The 18,228-nt window shown below is 42.7% G+C and carries 22 protein-coding genes; 8 read left to right on the top strand and 14 right to left on the bottom strand.

What is annotated here, in order from left to right; genetic code table 11:
* Position 1: 1 nt before the first annotated feature.
* The 11 genes from MZHIL_RS07995 to MZHIL_RS08045 are packed head-to-tail and all read right to left on the bottom strand — an operon-like array spanning position 2 to position 8,386.
* Positions 2-1,492, bottom strand: a complete 1,491-nt coding sequence (locus MZHIL_RS07995; protein ID WP_013898865.1) for a complex I subunit 4 family protein — start codon at positions 1,490-1,492, stop codon at positions 2-4.
* Positions 1,492-3,507, bottom strand: coding sequence for a F420H2 dehydrogenase subunit FpoL (gene fpoL / locus MZHIL_RS08000; protein ID WP_013898866.1), 2,016 nt, complete (start codon positions 3,505-3,507; stop codon positions 1,492-1,494). The genes MZHIL_RS07995 and fpoL overlap by 1 nt, the downstream gene beginning before the upstream one ends.
* Positions 3,508-3,510: 3 nt before the next feature.
* Positions 3,511-3,813: a F420H2 dehydrogenase subunit FpoK gene (gene fpoK, locus MZHIL_RS08005; protein ID WP_013898867.1), complete on the bottom strand. Its 303-nt coding sequence runs from the start codon at positions 3,811-3,813 to the stop codon at positions 3,511-3,513.
* On the bottom strand, positions 3,810-4,103 hold the full coding sequence (locus MZHIL_RS10840) for an NADH-quinone oxidoreductase subunit J family protein (RefSeq protein WP_013898868.1): 294 nt from the start codon (positions 4,101-4,103) through the stop codon (positions 3,810-3,812). The genes fpoK and MZHIL_RS10840 overlap by 4 nt, the downstream gene beginning before the upstream one ends.
* The gene (locus MZHIL_RS10845) at positions 4,093-4,365 is read right to left on the bottom strand and encodes an NADH-quinone oxidoreductase subunit J (RefSeq protein ID WP_013898869.1); all 273 of its coding nucleotides are present in this window, start codon (positions 4,363-4,365) and stop codon (positions 4,093-4,095) included. The genes MZHIL_RS10840 and MZHIL_RS10845 overlap by 11 nt, the downstream gene beginning before the upstream one ends.
* On the bottom strand, positions 4,366-4,779 hold the full coding sequence (fpoI, locus tag MZHIL_RS08020) for a F420H2 dehydrogenase subunit FpoI (protein ID WP_013898870.1): 414 nt from the start codon (positions 4,777-4,779) through the stop codon (positions 4,366-4,368).
* 6 nt (positions 4,780-4,785) lie between these two features.
* Positions 4,786-5,832, bottom strand: coding sequence for a F420H2 dehydrogenase subunit FpoH (gene fpoH / locus MZHIL_RS08025; RefSeq protein ID WP_013898871.1), 1,047 nt, complete (start codon positions 5,830-5,832; stop codon positions 4,786-4,788).
* Positions 5,833-5,834: 2 nt separating this feature from the next.
* Entirely contained in the window at positions 5,835-6,959 is a 1,125-nt protein-coding gene (fpoD, locus tag MZHIL_RS08030; RefSeq protein ID WP_013898872.1) for a F420H2 dehydrogenase subunit FpoD, read from the bottom strand.
* Positions 6,960-6,968: 9 nt separating this feature from the next.
* Positions 6,969-7,445 carry a F420H2 dehydrogenase subunit FpoC gene (gene fpoC, locus MZHIL_RS10575; protein ID WP_013898873.1) on the bottom strand — a complete coding sequence of 159 codons (477 nt, stop codon included), beginning with the start codon at positions 7,443-7,445 and terminating at the stop codon, positions 6,969-6,971.
* A 9-nt stretch (positions 7,446-7,454) separates the two neighbouring features.
* Positions 7,455-8,024 (bottom strand): F(420)H(2) dehydrogenase subunit B, encoded by a 570-nt coding sequence (fpoB, locus tag MZHIL_RS08040; protein WP_013898874.1) that lies wholly within the window; start codon positions 8,022-8,024, stop codon positions 7,455-7,457.
* Positions 8,012-8,386, bottom strand: a complete 375-nt coding sequence (locus tag MZHIL_RS08045; protein WP_013898875.1) for an NADH-quinone oxidoreductase subunit A — start codon at positions 8,384-8,386, stop codon at positions 8,012-8,014. The genes fpoB and MZHIL_RS08045 overlap by 13 nt, the downstream gene beginning before the upstream one ends.
* Positions 8,387-8,930: 544 nt before the next feature.
* Here MZHIL_RS08045 and MZHIL_RS08050 point away from each other — a divergent pair.
* From MZHIL_RS08050 to MZHIL_RS08080, 7 genes are all read left to right on the top strand, one after another.
* Positions 8,931-9,086, top strand: a complete 156-nt coding sequence (locus MZHIL_RS08050) for a 4Fe-4S binding protein (protein ID WP_013898876.1) — start codon at positions 8,931-8,933, stop codon at positions 9,084-9,086.
* On the top strand, positions 9,083-10,369 hold the full coding sequence (locus tag MZHIL_RS08055) for a phytoene desaturase family protein (protein WP_013898877.1): 1,287 nt from the start codon (positions 9,083-9,085) through the stop codon (positions 10,367-10,369). The genes MZHIL_RS08050 and MZHIL_RS08055 overlap by 4 nt, the downstream gene beginning before the upstream one ends.
* An 87-nt stretch (positions 10,370-10,456) precedes the next feature.
* The gene (cofG, locus tag MZHIL_RS08060) at positions 10,457-11,452 is read left to right on the top strand and encodes a 7,8-didemethyl-8-hydroxy-5-deazariboflavin synthase subunit CofG (protein WP_013898878.1); all 996 of its coding nucleotides are present in this window, start codon (positions 10,457-10,459) and stop codon (positions 11,450-11,452) included.
* Positions 11,453-11,477: 25 nt separating this feature from the next.
* Positions 11,478-12,563, top strand: a complete 1,086-nt coding sequence (gene cofH, locus MZHIL_RS08065; protein ID WP_013898879.1) for a 5-amino-6-(D-ribitylamino)uracil--L-tyrosine 4-hydroxyphenyl transferase CofH — start codon at positions 11,478-11,480, stop codon at positions 12,561-12,563.
* Position 12,564: 1 nt separating this feature from the next.
* Positions 12,565-13,212, top strand: a complete 648-nt coding sequence (gene cofC / locus MZHIL_RS08070; RefSeq protein ID WP_013898880.1) for a 2-phospho-L-lactate guanylyltransferase — start codon at positions 12,565-12,567, stop codon at positions 13,210-13,212.
* 122 nt (positions 13,213-13,334) lie between these two features.
* The gene (locus MZHIL_RS08075; RefSeq protein WP_048815554.1) at positions 13,335-13,508 is read left to right on the top strand and encodes a 4Fe-4S binding protein; all 174 of its coding nucleotides are present in this window, start codon (positions 13,335-13,337) and stop codon (positions 13,506-13,508) included.
* Complete coding sequence (locus MZHIL_RS08080; protein WP_013898881.1) at positions 13,505-14,752, top strand: NAD(P)/FAD-dependent oxidoreductase; 1,248 nt, start codon at positions 13,505-13,507, stop codon at positions 14,750-14,752. The genes MZHIL_RS08075 and MZHIL_RS08080 overlap by 4 nt, the downstream gene beginning before the upstream one ends.
* 114 nt (positions 14,753-14,866) lie before the next feature.
* On the opposite strand, the gene MZHIL_RS08085 is transcribed toward MZHIL_RS08080, so the two are convergent.
* Complete coding sequence (locus tag MZHIL_RS08085) at positions 14,867-15,967, bottom strand: hypothetical protein (RefSeq protein ID WP_013898882.1); 1,101 nt, start codon at positions 15,965-15,967, stop codon at positions 14,867-14,869.
* A gap of 277 nt (positions 15,968-16,244) precedes the next feature.
* Here MZHIL_RS08085 and MZHIL_RS10910 point away from each other — a divergent pair, with 277 nt between their 5' ends.
* Positions 16,245-16,328 (top strand): 4Fe-4S binding protein, encoded by an 84-nt coding sequence (locus MZHIL_RS10910; protein ID WP_083812344.1) that lies wholly within the window; start codon positions 16,245-16,247, stop codon positions 16,326-16,328.
* Positions 16,329-16,358: 30 nt separating this feature from the next.
* Here MZHIL_RS10910 and MZHIL_RS08090 read toward each other — a convergent pair whose 3' ends face one another.
* Together MZHIL_RS08090 and MZHIL_RS08095 are read right to left on the bottom strand one after the other, a co-directional pair.
* Entirely contained in the window at positions 16,359-16,697 is a 339-nt protein-coding gene (locus tag MZHIL_RS08090; protein WP_013898883.1) for a cupin domain-containing protein, read from the bottom strand.
* Between the two features lie 86 nt (positions 16,698-16,783).
* Entirely contained in the window at positions 16,784-18,220 is a 1,437-nt protein-coding gene (locus MZHIL_RS08095) for a TrkH family potassium uptake protein (RefSeq protein ID WP_013898884.1), read from the bottom strand.
* Positions 18,221-18,228 lie beyond the last annotated feature (8 nt).

Below are 18,228 nucleotides of genomic sequence, written 5' to 3' on the forward strand. Positions count from 1 at the left end.
TTCACACCCCCGCCACTGCCATAAGGCCAACTATGTGTTCTGCATTTGTTATTATCATATCCATTACCGGGCTCGGGTTTAATCCAAAATACAGTGCCAGCAGGACAAATACTGCCATTGAAAAGGTCTGCAGATTGGATATATCATGAATATCTCCAAGTTTCTCATTGAACACTCCAAACATAGCCCTCTGCAATGCCCATAGATGATATGCAGCTGTGATCACTATCGCAAATATTGCAGCTATCACATAGGAAGGCAGGGATATGTAAGAGAAGTTAAGCACCGTGAACTCTGCAATAAATCCACTAAATCCTGGAAGTCCCAGATAGGCCATAAATCCAGCTACCATCAAAAATGCCAGTTTTGGCATTTTTTGAGCCAGACCGCCCAGTTCTGAGATCAGCCGGGTACCAGCCATAACCTGTATCGCGCCTATTGACATAAACATCAGGCATGTGATAAGACCATGAGAGAACATCTGGAACATTGCACCTGATACAGACAGTGGTACAAATGCCATTGCACCCAGTGTAACAAAGCCCATATGGCTTACACTGGAGAATGCAACCATCCTCTTGAGGTCATCCTGTGCCAGTGCAAGGAATGCACCGTAAATAATGCTCAGAACACCCAGTGCTGCCAGTATGCTTACCATCAGATCAGTACTACCTGTAAATGGGAGCATCGGAAGAATGAACCTGAACAGAGCATATGCACCCATCTTTGACATTATTGCAGCCATCAGGATTGTACCTGCAGTTGGTGCCTGCACATAGGCATGAGGCAGCCAGCTGTGGAAGGGAACTGCAGGCATTTTCACAATGAATCCGATCAGCAGTGCAATGAATATCATTGTACGGGCTAGATCAGATTCAAACAGTTGATACTGAGCAAGAAGTGTTGGAATATCAAATGTAGCGATTCCTGTCTGGAATAAAGTTCCAAAGTACATTGCAAATATTCCAAGAAGCATTACCAGTGATGCAACATGAGTGTAGAGCAGGAACTTCATTGAAGCATATGCCTTATCAGGTCCTCCCCACATGTTGATCATAAAGAACATTGGTATAATGCTCAGTTCCCAGAATACATAGAACAGGAAGAAGTCCATTGATGTAAATACACCGATCACACCTGCATAGGTTGCAAGTATCATGGCATAGAACTTTCCTGGGTTCTTGGATTCGTTCCATGAATACAGAACTACCAGAGGGATCACAATTGCTGTGAGAAGTACAAGAGGCATTGAAATTCCATCAACACCTACAGTGTATGTTACTCCAAGTGAAGGGATCCAGTTAAAGGAATCCACAAACTGAAGCATGGGTGATTCACTGTCAAATCTGAAGAACATGTACAGGGCACCAATCAGTGCAACCAGTGATGTTGCCAGTGCAATCATCCTTGCCTGTTCTTTTGTTCTGGTAAATAGTGTAACTATAGCACCAACCAGTGCTATCAGGATCATGAGGGAAATTATTGGTAACATCAGAGTACCTCCACGATCAGTTTAAGCAGTACGATCAGCAGACCAACCCCTGCAATGACCGCAGTCACATAGTTCTGAACAACACCTGTCTGTATCCGTCTCAGGACATTACCTGTGGACATTGTTACTTTACCGGTCCCGTCTACTATGGAATCTATAAACTTGCGGTCGAAGAAATCAGCTGAAAGACTTATTGTTTCATATACAATCCTTGTTGCCAGCAGTTCAGTCAGTATCCTGTGCTGGTAATATCTGTTATAAAGCAGTTTGTATACAGGATTCTGTCTTGAAACCACTTTATTGATATCAATCACCTGTCTGTAATAGAGTAGATATGATATCACAAGACCAGCTGCTGCAACAATTACAGGCAACCACAGGATCAGCAGAGGTTCATGTCCATGTTCCTGAACAAGATTATAATTTCCAAGGCTTGCCAGGTGTTCAATGTTAAGGCTGACCACGTTATTTTCAAAGGTTCGCTCCAGGAAGTGGATGAATGGCTTCATTGTGAGTGCACCAAATATCAGTGAAAATACTGCCAGTATCATCAATGGAACGGTCATGATAGAAGGCGATTCATGCGCCTTTGTTTTACTGCGTGCCTTTCCGGCAAATGTCATGAAAAACAGCCTGAATATATAAATGGACGTTAGAAGGGCTGCCAGGATTGCAAACAGATACGGAATCCAGTCATGAGTATGCTGTCCAAATACAAATGCAGTTTCAATGATTTCATCCTTACTGAAGAAACCACTGGTGCCCACCGATGTTCCAGGAATACCAAATCCTGCCAGTGAGACGGAAGCAATAAGCATCGTAATTGCGGTTATGGGCATCGCTTTACCAAGTCCTCCCATCTGGCGCATATCCTGAGTGCCTACAGCATGGATAACACTTCCAGCACACAAAAAGAGCAGTGCCTTGAAGAATGCATGGTTGATCAGATGGAACACAGATACACCAATAGCTTCCAGTCCTACTGCTGCACCCATTCCAAGTCCAAGTACCATGTAACCCAGCTGACTGACTGTGGAATATGCAAGTACACGTTTGATATCATTCATCACAAGTCCCATGGTTGCTGCAAACAGCGCTGTGAACCCTCCAATATAAGCTACCACAAGCAGTGCATCAGGTGCTGCAAGGAACATAGGGAAAGTTCTTGCTACCAGATACACACCGGCTGTAACCATGGTTGCTGCATGGATGAGAGCCGAGACTGTTGTTGGACCTTCCATTGCATCAGGAAGCCATACATGCAGCGGGAACTGGCCTGATTTACCTATAGCTCCTCCAAAGAAGAGCAGTGCGATCAGTGTCAGATGACCTACTTCCATTCCAAATATGGTTGCAGTCATTCCTGACAATGCATCTATGTTATTGAACATTTCACTAAACTGCAGAAGATAGACACCCTCCGGAATCTCACCATGGAATGCCTGGAACATGCTAGCAAACAGGATGATTATTCCTGCAAGGAACATGATGTCTCCTACACGGGTTGTCAGGAATGCTTTCTTTGCAGCTGCAGCTGCAGAAGGCTTCTGGTACCAGAAACCAATAAGAAGATAAGAACACAGACCTACCAGTTCCCAGAAAATGAACATCTGAAGGATATTATCTGAGAGTACCACACCAAGCATTGCGGCAGTGAACAGGGATGTTTCTGCAAAATATCTTGGTTTTGAGGGGTCATGTTCCATATAACCTATAGCATAAATATGGATCAACAGGCTCACAAGTGATACCATTGTCAGCATGACCGCAGCAAGCGGATCAATCAGAATACCCAGATTGAACACAGCAAACCAGTGGACAGACTGGTGTATAACCTGATCAGGATTCTGTAGCAGATTAATGGTTATCAGCAGTGAGATTACAAATGATGCACCAATTGCCCCTATTGGAAGCAGTGCACCTCCGGAATACATCTTCTTTCCAAAGAAGAGAGTAACTACAAACGCAAGTGCCGGAAGAAGTGGTATTAAAAATGCAATATCTCCTATGTTCATTTATTACCACCTCAGTATATTAACTTCATTAAGGTTGATATCATCACGCACCCTGTAGATGGACAGCATAATAGCAAGTCCTATTGCAGCCTCTGCTGCTGCCAGTGCAATAATGAACAGTGCAAATACCTGCCCGGTTATATCATGACTGTATGCAGAGAAGGCTACAAGATTGATTATTGCTGCATTCAGCATAAGTTCAATACACATCATAAGACGTATACCGTTCTTCAGGGTCATCAGTCCATAGAGACCTATTGAGAAAATGATTGCAGAAAGTACCAGGTAATGTTCCAGAGCAATCATTTTTCGACCTCCTCTCTTGCAAGATATATCGCACCTATAAGGCTTGCAAGCAGGGCCAGTGCAAGTACCTCAAAAGCAACAACAAATTCAGTAAACAGCAGCATTCCAATTTTTTCTATGTTGCTTGGATCTGCAAAATCAGCTATTGGCTGATCTGCAACCGGCCATGTTGTACCTATCAGGGATACTGAAATAACTGCCAGAAAGAGCAGTACGATCAACAGACTGCCAGGATTTGAGGGAACAAATCTGGATAATGGTGCAAGTTTTTCAACCGGGTTATCTAACATCACTATCACTTCCCATCTCTGTTTTTGTCAGCATTATCGCAAACAGAATCAGTATACCAATTGCACCTACATATACCAGCACCTGGATCACTCCAAGAAAGTAGGCGTTAAGCAGCATATAAAGCCCTGCCACACTGAACAGGGAAACTATAAGGGATAACCCTGCCCTGACAATGTTCTTCGCTGCTATAACAAAGATAGAAGAAGCGATCAGGGCGACTGCAAATATTAAAAATGCGATTAGTTCTCCAATAACGTACATTTACTCCTTTCCCTCCTCATCATCGATCGGAACATCCCTTGCCAGCATATCCGGCGTGCAGAGAAGCTCCTCATGTTTCCATTTTACAATTCCTTTAGAACATACTCCTGTACTTGACAGAGCTTCCTTTGGACACTGGTCAATGCATAGACCACAGAACATACAGTGACCAATATCTATTTCCGGGAACCACCTTTGCTTATCACTGTCTTTGCTGACCTTTGCCCTTACTACCCTTATCGCTCTGTTGGGGCATGTGTTTGCACATATACCACAGCCAATACATTTGGATTTATCAAGTTTCTGAAGCCCCTTATACCTCTCAGACATCTCAGTTTCTGATTCCGGATATTTTCGGGTAACGGGGGGTCTGTAGATGTTCCTTAATGATTTTAATATATTTTTCATTACCATAAAATCTCACACTCCCATGTACAGAGTCAATGCTATGGCCCAGACGAGGTTTATTACTGAGAGTGGGAATAGTTTCTTCCAGCTCAGGTTCACAACCTGATCGATCCTGAACCTTGGAACTGCCCATCTAAGCATGATTATAAACATCAGGACAATACCTGCTTTTGCCACCAGGACAACTGTAGGCACAATGAATCCCAGGATCAAATTCGAGGTTAATATTCCCGGTACAAGCCCTGGCAGATTCCATCCTCCAAGGAACAGAAGAGCAATCAGGAATGATCCAAGAATCATATGGATATATTCTGCAAAAAAACCAAGACCAAATCTCATACCTGTATATTCGGTGATCCATCCTGCCACAAGTTCTTCTTCTGCCTCCGTCTGGTCAAAAGGCAGACGCCCCATCTCGGACATTGAAGCTACAAAGAATACAAAGAAGCCAATTGGCTGTAGTATAATAAACCACATAGGATCCTGAACTTTCACAATCTCAATAATATCAAGACTGTTTGCCATTATTGCCACACTTATAATGGTGATCATGAGTGGGACTTCATATCCAACCATTCTTGCAAAGTTCCTGAAAGCCCCTATAAGAGAATATTTATTGTTGGAACCGTAGGCAACCATGAAAATACCTATCAGGGATATTGCGGACATTGCCTGAATATAAAGAATACTTATATCCATTTCAGCGGCCACGATCGGGTATACAGTATCATTGATTATTACGGCTCCAAATGGAATTGCCACAAGCATAAGAAATACCGATGCCATCATAACCATGGGAGCAGTTACAAAAAGAATTCTGTCTGCTTTATTGGGGATAATATCCTCTTTTGTGAACAATTTTATCGCATCAGCAACCAGCTGGAATATTCCAAATTTTCCAAGGCGGTTTGGTCCTATCCTGTACTGAACATCGGCTGATATCTTACGTTCCAGCCATACAGCAATCATTGCACCGATAAAAATTACTCCGATCAGTACAAGGCCAAGAACACCTCTTAGCCAGGGATTATTATACAGTTCTATAATATCCACCATCATACTCACCTGTCCGCCTCACTGGTACATGAATCCATGCTACCGGCAATCGCAGTAACATCAGCTATAGACTCTCCTTTGATCAATGGAGGCAATGCCTGCATTGTAGGGAACACAGGACCTCTGACCTTTACACGGTATGGTTTATCAGAACCATCTGACACCATGTACATTCCCATCTCACCCCGTGGATCCTCCACCCTGAAGAATACCTCACCCTGGGGAACTCTCATTACAGGGGTTCTTCTGCCATACGGTGAATCTTCCGGGAACAGAGGACCCTGAGGGATCTGGTCAAGGGCCTGCTCTATTATATACATGCTCTCACGGATCTCATCCAGACGTACCTTGACCCTGGCAAATATATCGCCTTCTTTCTGGGTGCAGACATTGAAATCAAGATCATCATATGCCAGATATGGCTCATTTCTGCGTATATCAAAAGGCACGCCAGTGGCGCGGAGTGCAGGTCCTGCAACACCATATTCTTTAGCAATGTCAGCAGTCAGGACTCCTACACCAACTGCCCTCTCCTTGAAAATAGTATCTGTGCTCAGCAGTTCTTCATATTCATCACAGGCAATCCTGACACCTTCAAATACCTTTTTACACTTCTCTTCAAAACCTTCCGGAAGGTCTTCCCTTACACCGCCAAACCGGATATAAGAATGAGTTATCCTGGCACCTGTAACCATTTCAAGCAGAGACAGTACCTCTTCCCTTTCTTTGATCGTGAACATGAACATTGAGGCATAGCCTATGAAGTGCCCGAACTCTCCGAATCCAAGCAGATGGCTCTGTATTCGGGACAGTTCCTCAACTATTACTCGAATATACTGGGATCTTGGTGTGGGTTCAATACCAGCCAGACGCTCTACACACCCGCAGAATACCTCTTCATTGGAAAGAGCAGCAAGATAGCACATTCTATCCACAATTGTGATTCCCTGCAGGTATGTCTTACTTTCCAGAATTTTTTCAATACCTTTATGGATAAATCCCAGTTCCACATCAAGATCCACAACTGTTTCACCATGCAGCTTGACATTGAGTCTGTAGGGACCAGGCTGCATCGGGTGCTGGGGACCGATGTGAACTATCATCTCAGAAGGAGTGGTTTTCTCTATCATTTGTATCCCTCACACCAGATTTTTAGCTGTTTTCTGGGGAAAGCCCTCGTAATCTTTTCGAAGGGGCCATTCACCAAGCATTTCCTCAGGAAGAACCAGTGCTCTTAGATCAGGATGATTGGTGTAACTGACACCAAAAAGCTCGTAGTTCTCTCTCTCATACCAGTTAGCGTTCCAGTATACATCAACAATGGAATCAATTTCCGGTTTATCTCTGGGAAGTATTGCCTTCAGGGTCAGTACGACCGGATGGTCATATGAAGCTATATGATATACCACCTCGAGTTCATCCCTTTTAATATAATCAACAACCGATTCACAGCAGAGATGATCAAAACCCAGGCTTTCTTTAAGATATCTGCACACCTCAACAACATCTGAAAATGAAACATATGCAGATACCCTTATTTCAGATTCAATTAAGGTATTTGATATAGAATCAGAAAATTCGTTACTTATAGAATCAATAATTGTTTTCGCATCCATATTTTAACCTCAGTAGTTGGTACCCTTATCTTTCTTTGCTGCAATTTTCTTCTGAAGCTGGATGAAACCTTCAAGCAAAGCCTCAGGTCTTGGAGGACAGCCGGGAATGAACACATCAATCGGGAATATCTCATCAATATTCTGCACAGTGCTGTATGACTCATAGAATGGACCACCGCTTATTGAACAATCACCCATGGCAATGATCCATTTGGGTGAGGCCATCTGTTCCCATAGTTTTTTAAGGGCAGGCAGGTACTTTTTGGTCACATAGCCACTTATAATCATAACATCTGCATGCCTTGGCGAGTTCCTTGGAATTATACCAAACCTGTCAGTGTCATAGTGGGCACAGCCTGTTGCAATCATTTCCACACCACAGCAACCCATGGGCTGGGTCATGAACCATAGAGAATTCTTTCTGCCCCAGTTAATAAAATCCTGGGCTGCTGTCTTTTTTATAAAATCACTTATTGCATTGGAAGTTGTGGTAATGACTCCGGGAATCTCTTCCGGATTTACTTCTTCCTCCACTTTTTCTTTGATTTTCTGGGTCATATTCTGATTCATTTCTCCCATTTAAGGCCCTCCTTCTTCCACAGGTATATGAATCCAAACAGGAGGATCGTAATGAATATCAAGAGTTCAATGGTCAAGATTGCAGCCATATCATATCCAGCAAAGATCACCGACCACGGGAACATGAACAGTATAGCCACGTCAAAAATAACAAAAGCAATAGCATATAAGTAATATTCGACCTTGAACTGAATCCTTGCTTCACCTGTTGGATCCGAACCTGATTCATAGGTAGAGAACTTTGTTTCACCCGGACTTCGGGGACTCAGGATGTTCACAAAGAACATCGTAATAATAGGCATAATGATTGCCACTACTAGTATGATGGCAACTGGGATGTAACTGTCAATTATTCCTGCCATAATATATCACCTGATGATACCAATCGTAGATAAGCTATTTCTATATAACTATTTCCAAATATCAGTCACAGTTGATTATGAAAAATAGAAATTAAGCCACATTACTTTAATTTATCTAAATTTTAACCAGACCAGATCCATCTGAGATCCTGTCAGGTTAGAATATCTCAGGACTCGATAGTCATAGACCTTATAGATGAAAATAGTTGTAAGCAAAGCAGATGCCATAGATAAATATTATATATCACCGGTGTTATCAGATAGTCAGATAGAAATAGTGGAAAAATGCACAGACGGAGGAACATTCTGTGCATTTAGTCCATGCCGGTAACATCCGGCTAATCAGGTCAGCTATATCGTACTATCAGCAAAGTGTTCAGTTGCAGAAATTCTGGCAGGTAACACCAGCAGGTTACTTACTGGCACAAACACTATACTTATAATATACAACTGTATTTAACTCATCCATAATAAATCTGAGCAAACCGGTAAATCAGAGTTATAATAGAGTTCTAATATTATCTAAAAAATGGTGGCCTGGTACATGAAAATAAATGGTCTGTGTGTCGGATGCGGTCAGTGTGCTGCGATATGTAAAAAAGATGCTATTGATGTGATGGGAAGGGCAGAATTCAATGACAGGTGCAATGAATGCGGGTCATGTGCTGAGTACTGTCCCCTGAAAGCAATAGAGGTATGATCTTGAAGGCAACAATCATAGGTGCAGGACTTGGAGGGCTGCTGAGTGCAGCAAAGCTTGCCAGAAGCGGATATGATGTAGAAGTATTTGAAAGACTCCCGGTAATCGGCGGCAGGTTCACAAATATTGATCATAAAGGATATAAATTAAGCACCGGTGCCCTGCACATGATCCCCCATGGGCCCAGCGGACCTCTGGCACAGATACTAAGGGACGTGGGAGCTGAAGTGGAAATAGTGCGTTCCAGGCCAATGTCAGTTATACGCATGCCTGCAGATAAAGATTCAGAGGACTATAAAGGAGGGTATGTGGATATGCCCTTCAATCATTTTACCAAACCCTTCTCCTTTATAAACAGGTTGAAAATTGCATTTTACACCACAGCAACAAAGATATTTCCTCCAAAGGAGGGATCCTTTCAGGAGTGGTTTTCAAAGCACATACATGAAGACTGGACATACAGGATCGCAGATTCTTTCTGTGGCTGGTCACTGAGCCTTAGAAGCAGTGACGTGCCTGCAAAGGAGGCTTTTGAAATCTTTTCAAACCTGTACCGTTACAGTGGCTCAGGTGTTCCCATCGGAGGGTGTGAAGCCGTGATCCGGGCACTGGAAGATGTGATCGTTTCATGCGGTGGCAGAATACATACAGGCCATGAGGTCAGTGAAATAATCACAGAAAATGGAAATGCAACCGGTATTCTCTGTGAGGGAAATTCCTATTCTGCAGATATCGTTATCAGCAATCTGGGCCACAGGGAAACTGCCAGGATCTGTCCGGATCTCAGGAACAAAGATAATTACAAAGAATATCTGGACAGCCTTGAGAAGATAAAGCCCTCAGCCGGTGTGAAGATATGCCTTGGTGCAGAAGAGCCTCTTATTGGACATGGAGGTGTGCTGCTGACACCCTATGCCCGCAGAGTCAATGGAATCAATGAGGTTACCAATATAGACCCCGGACTTGCACCTCCTGGCAAACACCTGGTAATGGCGCATCAATGCACACCCTGGGACAGAATAGATCATCTTGAAGAGGAGATTGAGCTTGGACTTAGAGATCTTGAAGAAATATTTACCGGGAAAAACTACGAGGTATTAATGGTTCAGTCCTACCATAACGGCTGGCCGGTTAACAGGGCGGGTTCAGGACAGGATATAGGGAATACAACACCCATCGAGAGCCTGTTTGTTGTAGGCGACGGGGCAAAAGGTCATGGTGGTATTGAGGTTGAGGGTATAGCCCTTGGAGTATCCGGCACAATGAAGAAGATCATCCACTAAAGATTATTATCTCTTATTTTTATGGACCGTTTAAATTATAATCATCAGGTTAAATTTATGTAATTGCTTGGACATTGGATTGATATCATGGCTGATTTTGTTACATTTGCACGCAATGTATTCATACCGGTTACAAATGTGTGCAGGAACAGATGCGGATACTGTGGTTTCAGAAAGGAGCCAGATGATCCACAATCACATCTCATGAGCCCTGCAAAGATAAGACCCATACTTGAAAAGGGCAAAGAGCTGGGATGCAGTGAGGCACTGTTTACCTTTGGAGAACAGCCTGAAGAAGTGGAAGGTTATTCAGAACTTCTGCAGGAACTGGGATATTCCACCAATATAGACTATATAACAGATCTGTGCAGGATCGCGGTGGAAACCGGACTTCTACCCCATACCAATGCGGGAATTGTTACTCACTCCAGTATGAAGCAGCTTGCAGAATTTAATGCAAGTATGGGCCTGATGCTGGAGACCACAGCCACAGTAAAGGTCCACAGCAATTCTCCTGGTAAGCTACCTGAGAGGAGAATAGAGGTTATAAAGAGCGCAGGCGAGCTTAAAATACCATTTACCACAGGAATACTGGTAGGGATTGGAGAAAGCCGGGAAGATCGCATTCACTCCCTTGAAACCATAGCTAAACTCCACAAGAAATACGGGCATATACAGGAAGTGATCATCCAGAACTTTACCCCGAAACCCGGGACCGAAATGGAAAATTGTATTGCTCCAGATATTGATACCATGATAGATACAGTATCTCTGGCAAGGAAAATATTGCAGGATGATATTGCAGTCCAGGTACCTCCAAACCTGACAGACCCACGCCATCTCATAAGAGCCGGAGCATCCGATCTGGGTGGGATCTCTCCTGCAACCATTGACTGGATAAATCCAGAATCCAGCTGGCCTTCTGTGGATAGACTGCAGCAGATGGTTGGGAGCATACCTCTTCGCGAACGACTGCCCATATATCCGCAGTATATTGAGAAAGGTTGGTACAGTGACTCAATAGCAGAACTTATCGAATTTCTAGGCTGCAATGGATACCGGAAAGATCAATCCATAAAATAGACAATCAAACCAGATAGGGTAAAAGATGAAATCTGAAACATCCACAATCCCCGAAGAAATTATTGAACGCTCATTTGCTGGCAGGATCAGCAGAGATGATGCACTCCTGCTTGCAGGTTCCAGTCCGCTTGAGGTGCTAGGACTGGCAGACAGGCTCAGAAGTACATCATCCGGAAATGATGTCAGCTACATAATCAACCGCAATATAAACTTTACAGACCATTGCTCAGGATCATGCAGGTTCTGTGCATTCAAGGACAGTACAGGCTACATTATGAGCCTGGATCAGATACTGGAAAAGGTTGAAAAGGCAGTACAGGCAGGATCATCTGAAGTCTGTATCCAGGGCGGACTCATGGAAAACATTGACCTGGGTTTCTATACAGAAATGCTTGAAACTATCAGATCCAGTTTTCCTTCAATACACATACATGCCTTTTCCCCAATGGAAATATACCATGCAGCCAGCCTCAGCGGAATGAGTATCAAGCAGACCCTTCTGACTCTAAAGAAAAGCGGACTTAATACAATGCCGGGTACTGCTGCTGAAATACTCTCAGACCGGGTCCGGAAAACAGTATGTCCTGAAAAGATCACCACCAAAGAGTGGATAGATATCATAACCACTGCCCATAATACAGGCATTCGCACAACTTCCACAATGATGTATGGGCACGTGGAAACCATTGAGGAACGTATTGATCATATAATGACCATCAGGGATATCCAGGACAGGACAGGCGGGTTTACTGAATTCGTACCCCTGCCCTTCATGCCCTACAACAATTCCCTGGGAGAGGAGATGATGCGTTCTGGCAGATATATGGTTACAGGAACTGATGACCTGATGATACATGCACTTGCCCGTATCATCCTGCACAGGCATCTGAACAATATACAGGCAAGCTGGGTCAAGCTTGGAAAGAAGGCAGCACAGTTTGCACTGCACTGCGGAGCAAATGATCTTGGAGGGACACTGATGGAAGAGAGGATCTCAAAATCCGCAGGTGCAAAAAGCGGGGAGTATATGTCAGCTGAAGAATTTGAATGGATGATCAGATCCGCCGGCAGAACCCCTGTAAGGCGCAATACGCTGTATGAGAGGATATAACATGAGAGCTGTAATCCCCTACAAGAAAGAGAATGCAAAATCACGATTATCTTCTGTTCTGGATCTTCACGAGCGTGAGGAATTTGTGGAACTTATGTTAAAGGATGTGTTCAATACACTCAGATCAGCAGGTATTGAGAACATAGATGTTCTTACAACCAGCCGTGCCAGTATCGCACCTGATCTGGATGTGGGCATTATAGAGAATGAAAAAGGACTCAACGAAGCAATTAACCAGTACCTGGCATCCATTGATGAGCCGGTATTGATTGCAATGGCAGACCTGCCGCTTCTTGCTCCCTGCCAGGTGATGGATATTACAGAAAAACAGACTGATGTGGTAATTGTACCTGGCAAAGGCGGGGGTACAAACATAATCCGAATCATGCAGCCATCCAGATTCCATGTAAAATATTATGGTTCAAGTTTTCTAAACCACTATGCAATAGCACAAGAGTGTGGAATGTCAGTACATGTATATGATTCATTCAGAGCCAGCACTGATATTGACGAGCCCCAGGACCTTGTGGAGTTACTTGTACATGGGAGTGGACTTGCAAAGGAATATATTAAAGAAAGGTTCAGTATGCGTTCCGGAAAAGGAAGGGTAGCTATCCTGTCTGACACATGCAGGATAGCATCCGAGTGATTTCAGGCACTGCCTGTAGAAAATGATTGAAATATCTTTTGCTGGATAAATAAATATAATTAACAAAAATTATATCTGAACAGACTCTATAGAAGTGCCAGATACATTACAGGTGATTGTCAGTGACTGTTAACGTTAATAGATACAAATGCGGATATTGTGGTGCATGTGTGGCGGTATGCCCTGAAAGCTCACTGGAACTTATAGAAACATGGATTGAAGTTGATAGCAGCTGCATTTCATGCGGAATATGTGAGAGGGTATGCCCTGTCGGGGCGCTTGAGGTGGATAAATGAAAGATGAATATGATGTGGTTGTTGTGGGAGCAGGCCCTGCTGGCTCTATTGCTGCCAAGAACGCGGCCCTGAAAGGTCTTGATGTTTTGCTTATTGAAAAAAGGCAGGAGATCGGAGATCCTGTCAGATGTGCAGAAGGTGTGGGTAAATTCAATCTCAGGCAGCATATAGAACCTGATCCCAGGTGGATATGTGCAGATATGAAAGGATCACGCATTTACTCTCCTGACGGAACAATAATAGAGATGGCTGAGGAGATTGCAGGAGGAGAAGTCGGTTATGTTCTTGAACGCAAGGTTTTTGACAGGGCGCTTGCCTTTGAAGCTGCTGTCGCCGGTGCAGAGGTGCAGGTAAAGACCAGGGCAACAGGACTTCTGATAGAGGATGGTTTTGTCCGGGGAGTACAGCTGATGCAGTTTGGAGAGGAGTATACAGTCCGGGCAAAGATAGTTATCGCAGCTGATGGTGTGGAATCAAAGGTCGCACGATGGGCCGGGATCGATACCACCCTGAAACTGAAGGATATTGAAACATGTGCCCAGTACCTGATCACAGGAACTGAGATTGATCCGGGTTACTGCCACTTCTATCTGGGCAATGAAGTTGCACCATCCGGCTACATATGGATATTTCCCAAGGGAGAAAAAATGGCCAATGTGGGAATTGGAATACTTGGCAGTGAATCCAATGATCAGCAGAGGGCCATTGACTATCTCAACCGTTTTGTGGAAAAGAACATGCCTGAGGGTAAAATAATAGAAATGGTTGTCGGTGGAGTTCCTGTCTGCGGTTCCATTGAGAAGACCATTGCAAACGGCCTGATGGTTGTAGGAGACGCTGCAAGGCAATCAGATCCGATCACAGGTGGAGGGATAATCAATGCAATGGATGCAGGAAAGATCGCAGCAGAGGTTGCAGCTGAAGCTATTGAAGCCGGTGATGTATCAGAAAAAATGCTGATGAACTATGAAAAGCGCTGGAAGGCAACTATTGGAAAGGAAATCGATTGCAGTCTCATTGTCAAGAACAACTTTATCAATTTTACCGATAAGCAGTTGAATTCACTGGCCTATTCATTAAAAGATGTGAATTTTACCAGCATGAGCCTGATGGACCTCCTGTTTGCTCTGTTTAAGGCCAACAAGAAACTCCTGTGGGATCTGCGAGTGATATTCAAGGATGTTTTGAAGAATGAAATGGATTTCAAGTATAGATCAGAAATCAAATCAGAAACTTCTGATTGATATTTTTAAAAGTTTGATTTTTGAAAATAAAAATAACTGATATCCTTAAAAGTTACTGAAAAAAGTCAAAAAATTAAAAATAAAAATTGGCACTGATAGTGCCAATTTAAGTCCTTACTCACAGGAAATGCAATAAGGAATATACTCGAAATAAGTTGCCCAATTCTTTTCATTGAATTTCGAAGGATCTTCACAGTCAGCTCCCCATGCGCTCTCCTCATCTATTTCAACTTCTCCAGACAGTTTTACAACACTTGCATGTGCTGCTATTATAAGCCTATCACAGTATCCATCTAACTTATCCAGCGGAATCGTCTCCGAATACTCTTTTAGATAATCTAAACTGTCATTTCCATATTCAAATCTTCCTGGAATTGGATTAGAACTCCTGCTTTGGCTGATATCAGAAACATCAGTTGCAATATCAAAGTGAGTTTCAGTGAAATACCAGTCCAAATACTCTTTATCATTGATCATATATTTCACATACAGGTTTTCGCAGTCGTGCCAGACATCTACTGTACCTATTGGTATGTCCTGGCCTGCAAAAAGACAGTATGTTGATAGAGTTGGGTCATATGCATCGAAACAGATGTTGTCAATTGCAAATCTTTCAGTTGGATTTGTTACAAGTTCAACGTAAGCGATTCCAGGTCCATTCACTACCAAAGTTTGTGGTCCATATAGAGCATCATACATTAGACTGATATCAGTTATATTGATAGAGGCTGAATTTATCATAACTCCAGATGCATTATAGGCTATTAAAGTCGCATTAACATAACCTAAATTAAACCCTCCATCAAAATCTCCAAAATCAAAGAGCTCAAGTGAAAAATTATTCACCAGAGTATTTCCCTTAAAGGTGAATTTAAATATTTCTTCTGGTGAACTTCGATTACTGCGATTATAGAAGTCTATACCAATACCGTTACCTGTCAGGTATCCATTGTCATACTTATTAACGTTGCTGTCATTAATGTTTGCCTGGTAAGCAATAATAGCTGAATTATTTTCAGCAACCAGATATACAGTATTTGTGGCATTTATGCAAAGCATATCCCTCCAATAAATTCCTTCTACCGGATCACCCGGAGCTACGCCCACTGTTGCATTGTCTTCAAAATCTATACAAACTACTCCGGCTGAAGCAGTTGAAACAAACATAATTGTCAGGAAAGCTAAAGCTCCCAACAAAATTTTTATTTTATTCATTATGTATCCCCCTATCTAGTTGTAGGCTATCATAGCCACAGAAAACAGTGAAGCGGGGCCTGCAAGAAAAGTAATTACGTAGAACGCTCCCGTGCCTCATGTAATGCCGTACTTTTCACTTTCTTAAAATCAAAAGCTCATATTATAGTCTACTAAATTAATATTATGGAATTATGAGATAATAAAATTATCTATTAATTAACTATCATCAGATATCAATGAAAGTTGTTACATCCAGTGTACAAAATGTGGCTAGGTATACCCAATTCAGCTGTAAGTGAGTTCACTGGAACAAAAGCCTGACTGCATCAAATGTGAGAGATGTATTGTCAGTTGTCCAAAAGACGCACTTTGGTTCTGAATAGTTATTCGGTGCTATTGCTTTCAATTATTATAGGATTTTAGTGGGTTCTGCTGGTCTGGGCATCTTGACAACAAGAAACCTCACCTTGCTATTACTGATATTCATGACCCTGTGGGGGATCTTTGCAGGACTTTCAACAAGATGATCCTGTTCCACCTCCTGGATTTCGTCACCTATCTCTACTGTCGCAGTGCCTTCAAGTACATAAAAGAATACATCAACGGGTGTTATATGTTTATTTAGACTCTGTCCTGTATTCAGTTCTATATGAATTGCCTGTCCATGATCTCTGTTATATATTCTTCTTGCATCCACACCATGTGGATTTTTGTGTATGGGTTCTGATTCTACATCTATGATCTTCATCTGAATATACCTCCAAAATAAATGCCATTGATCATTGATTTATCTTTCTTTAATCCATCAAATCATGAATTCCCAGCAAAAGCATATTACCTGTTCTTCCAGAACTCTGGAGTTAGCAGTACCAGTACTGTAAATATTTCAAGTCTACCTGCCCACATATTAAAAATGAGAATAATTTTTCCCATTACCGGTATCATTGCAAAGTTTTCCATGGGTCCCACCATTCCAAGTCCGGGTCCAATGTTTCCCAGTGTGGCTATTGAAGCTGTGATAGCAGAAACGATATCAAGACCAAGTTCTGCAAGAATCAGTGAGCTTACACAAAATATTGCCAGATAGAGTACTACAAATGCAATGACCGACTGCAGTTGAATTAAAGGTACTTCCCGTCCGTTAAGCCTGAGGACATTGACAGATAATGGAAGAACAGGTCCTTTTAAGCGGATATATGTATATTTTAATAGCAAAAGTATACGAACCATTTTGATTCCACCAGCTGTGGAACTTGCACATCCTCCTGTAAACATCAGTGCCAAAAGGATCATTCGGGAAGAATCTGTCCAGAGATCAAAATCAGCTGATGCAAAGCCTGTGGAAGTGATTATGGTAAGTGACTGGAACGATGCATACCTGAGAGAATCGAATATACCAAAGTTCATATCCCTCCACAAAACAAAAGCAAGAGCCACAATCGCCAGGAAAACAACTGCCAGATAGAACCTGAATTCCTCATCCCTTAATATATCTTTTCGGGGACCATAAAGTGTCCTGTAATGAAGTACAAAATTGATACCTGCCAGAAACATGAACAGTGTTATTGTGCCTTCTATCAGAGGACTGTTGAACGCTGCGATACTGTCTGCATATGGAGAAAAACCACCGCATGCAACGGTTGTAAATGTATGTGTCACTGAATCATACAGTGAAAGACCAAGAATAAGGAATATCAGCACCATTATTACCGAAAGTAGAAGATAGACCATCCACAATAACTTGGCCGTTTCCCTGACACGTGGTTTGATACCCTCCTTATCAGGGCCCGGGACTTCAGCATAATACATCTCACGTCCTGCAACACCAAGTTTTGGAAGAATGGCAATAAACAGAAGGATAATACCCATTCCTCCCAGCCACTGGGTCATGCTTCTCCAGAAAAGGAGACTCCGGGAATATGATTCAATATCCATCAGGACGGTGGATCCGGTTGTGGTAAAGCCTGACATTGATTCAAAAAAAGCATTGATAGGAGATATTCCACTAAGGATGAAAGGGATTGAACCAAATGCAGCAGCAAGCAGCCAGCCACCTGCAACAATAGCAAACCCTTCCCTGTGATACCACCTCTCCTTTTCTTCGAAGTTTATTGAAAGAAGGGAACCTGATAAAATCGAAGCTACGATTGCAACTGCAAACGGATACAGCGATTCACCATAATACAGTGCAATCAGAAGAGGAACAAACATAATCACACCCAGCATGAAGAGAAGATTTCCCATTACATGCAAAACCGTTGAATGTCTCATAAAACCAG

The organism is Methanosalsum zhilinae DSM 4017 (genome assembly GCF_000217995.1).
Classification (GTDB): Archaea; Halobacteriota; Methanosarcinia; order Methanosarcinales; family Methanosarcinaceae; genus Methanosalsum; species Methanosalsum zhilinae.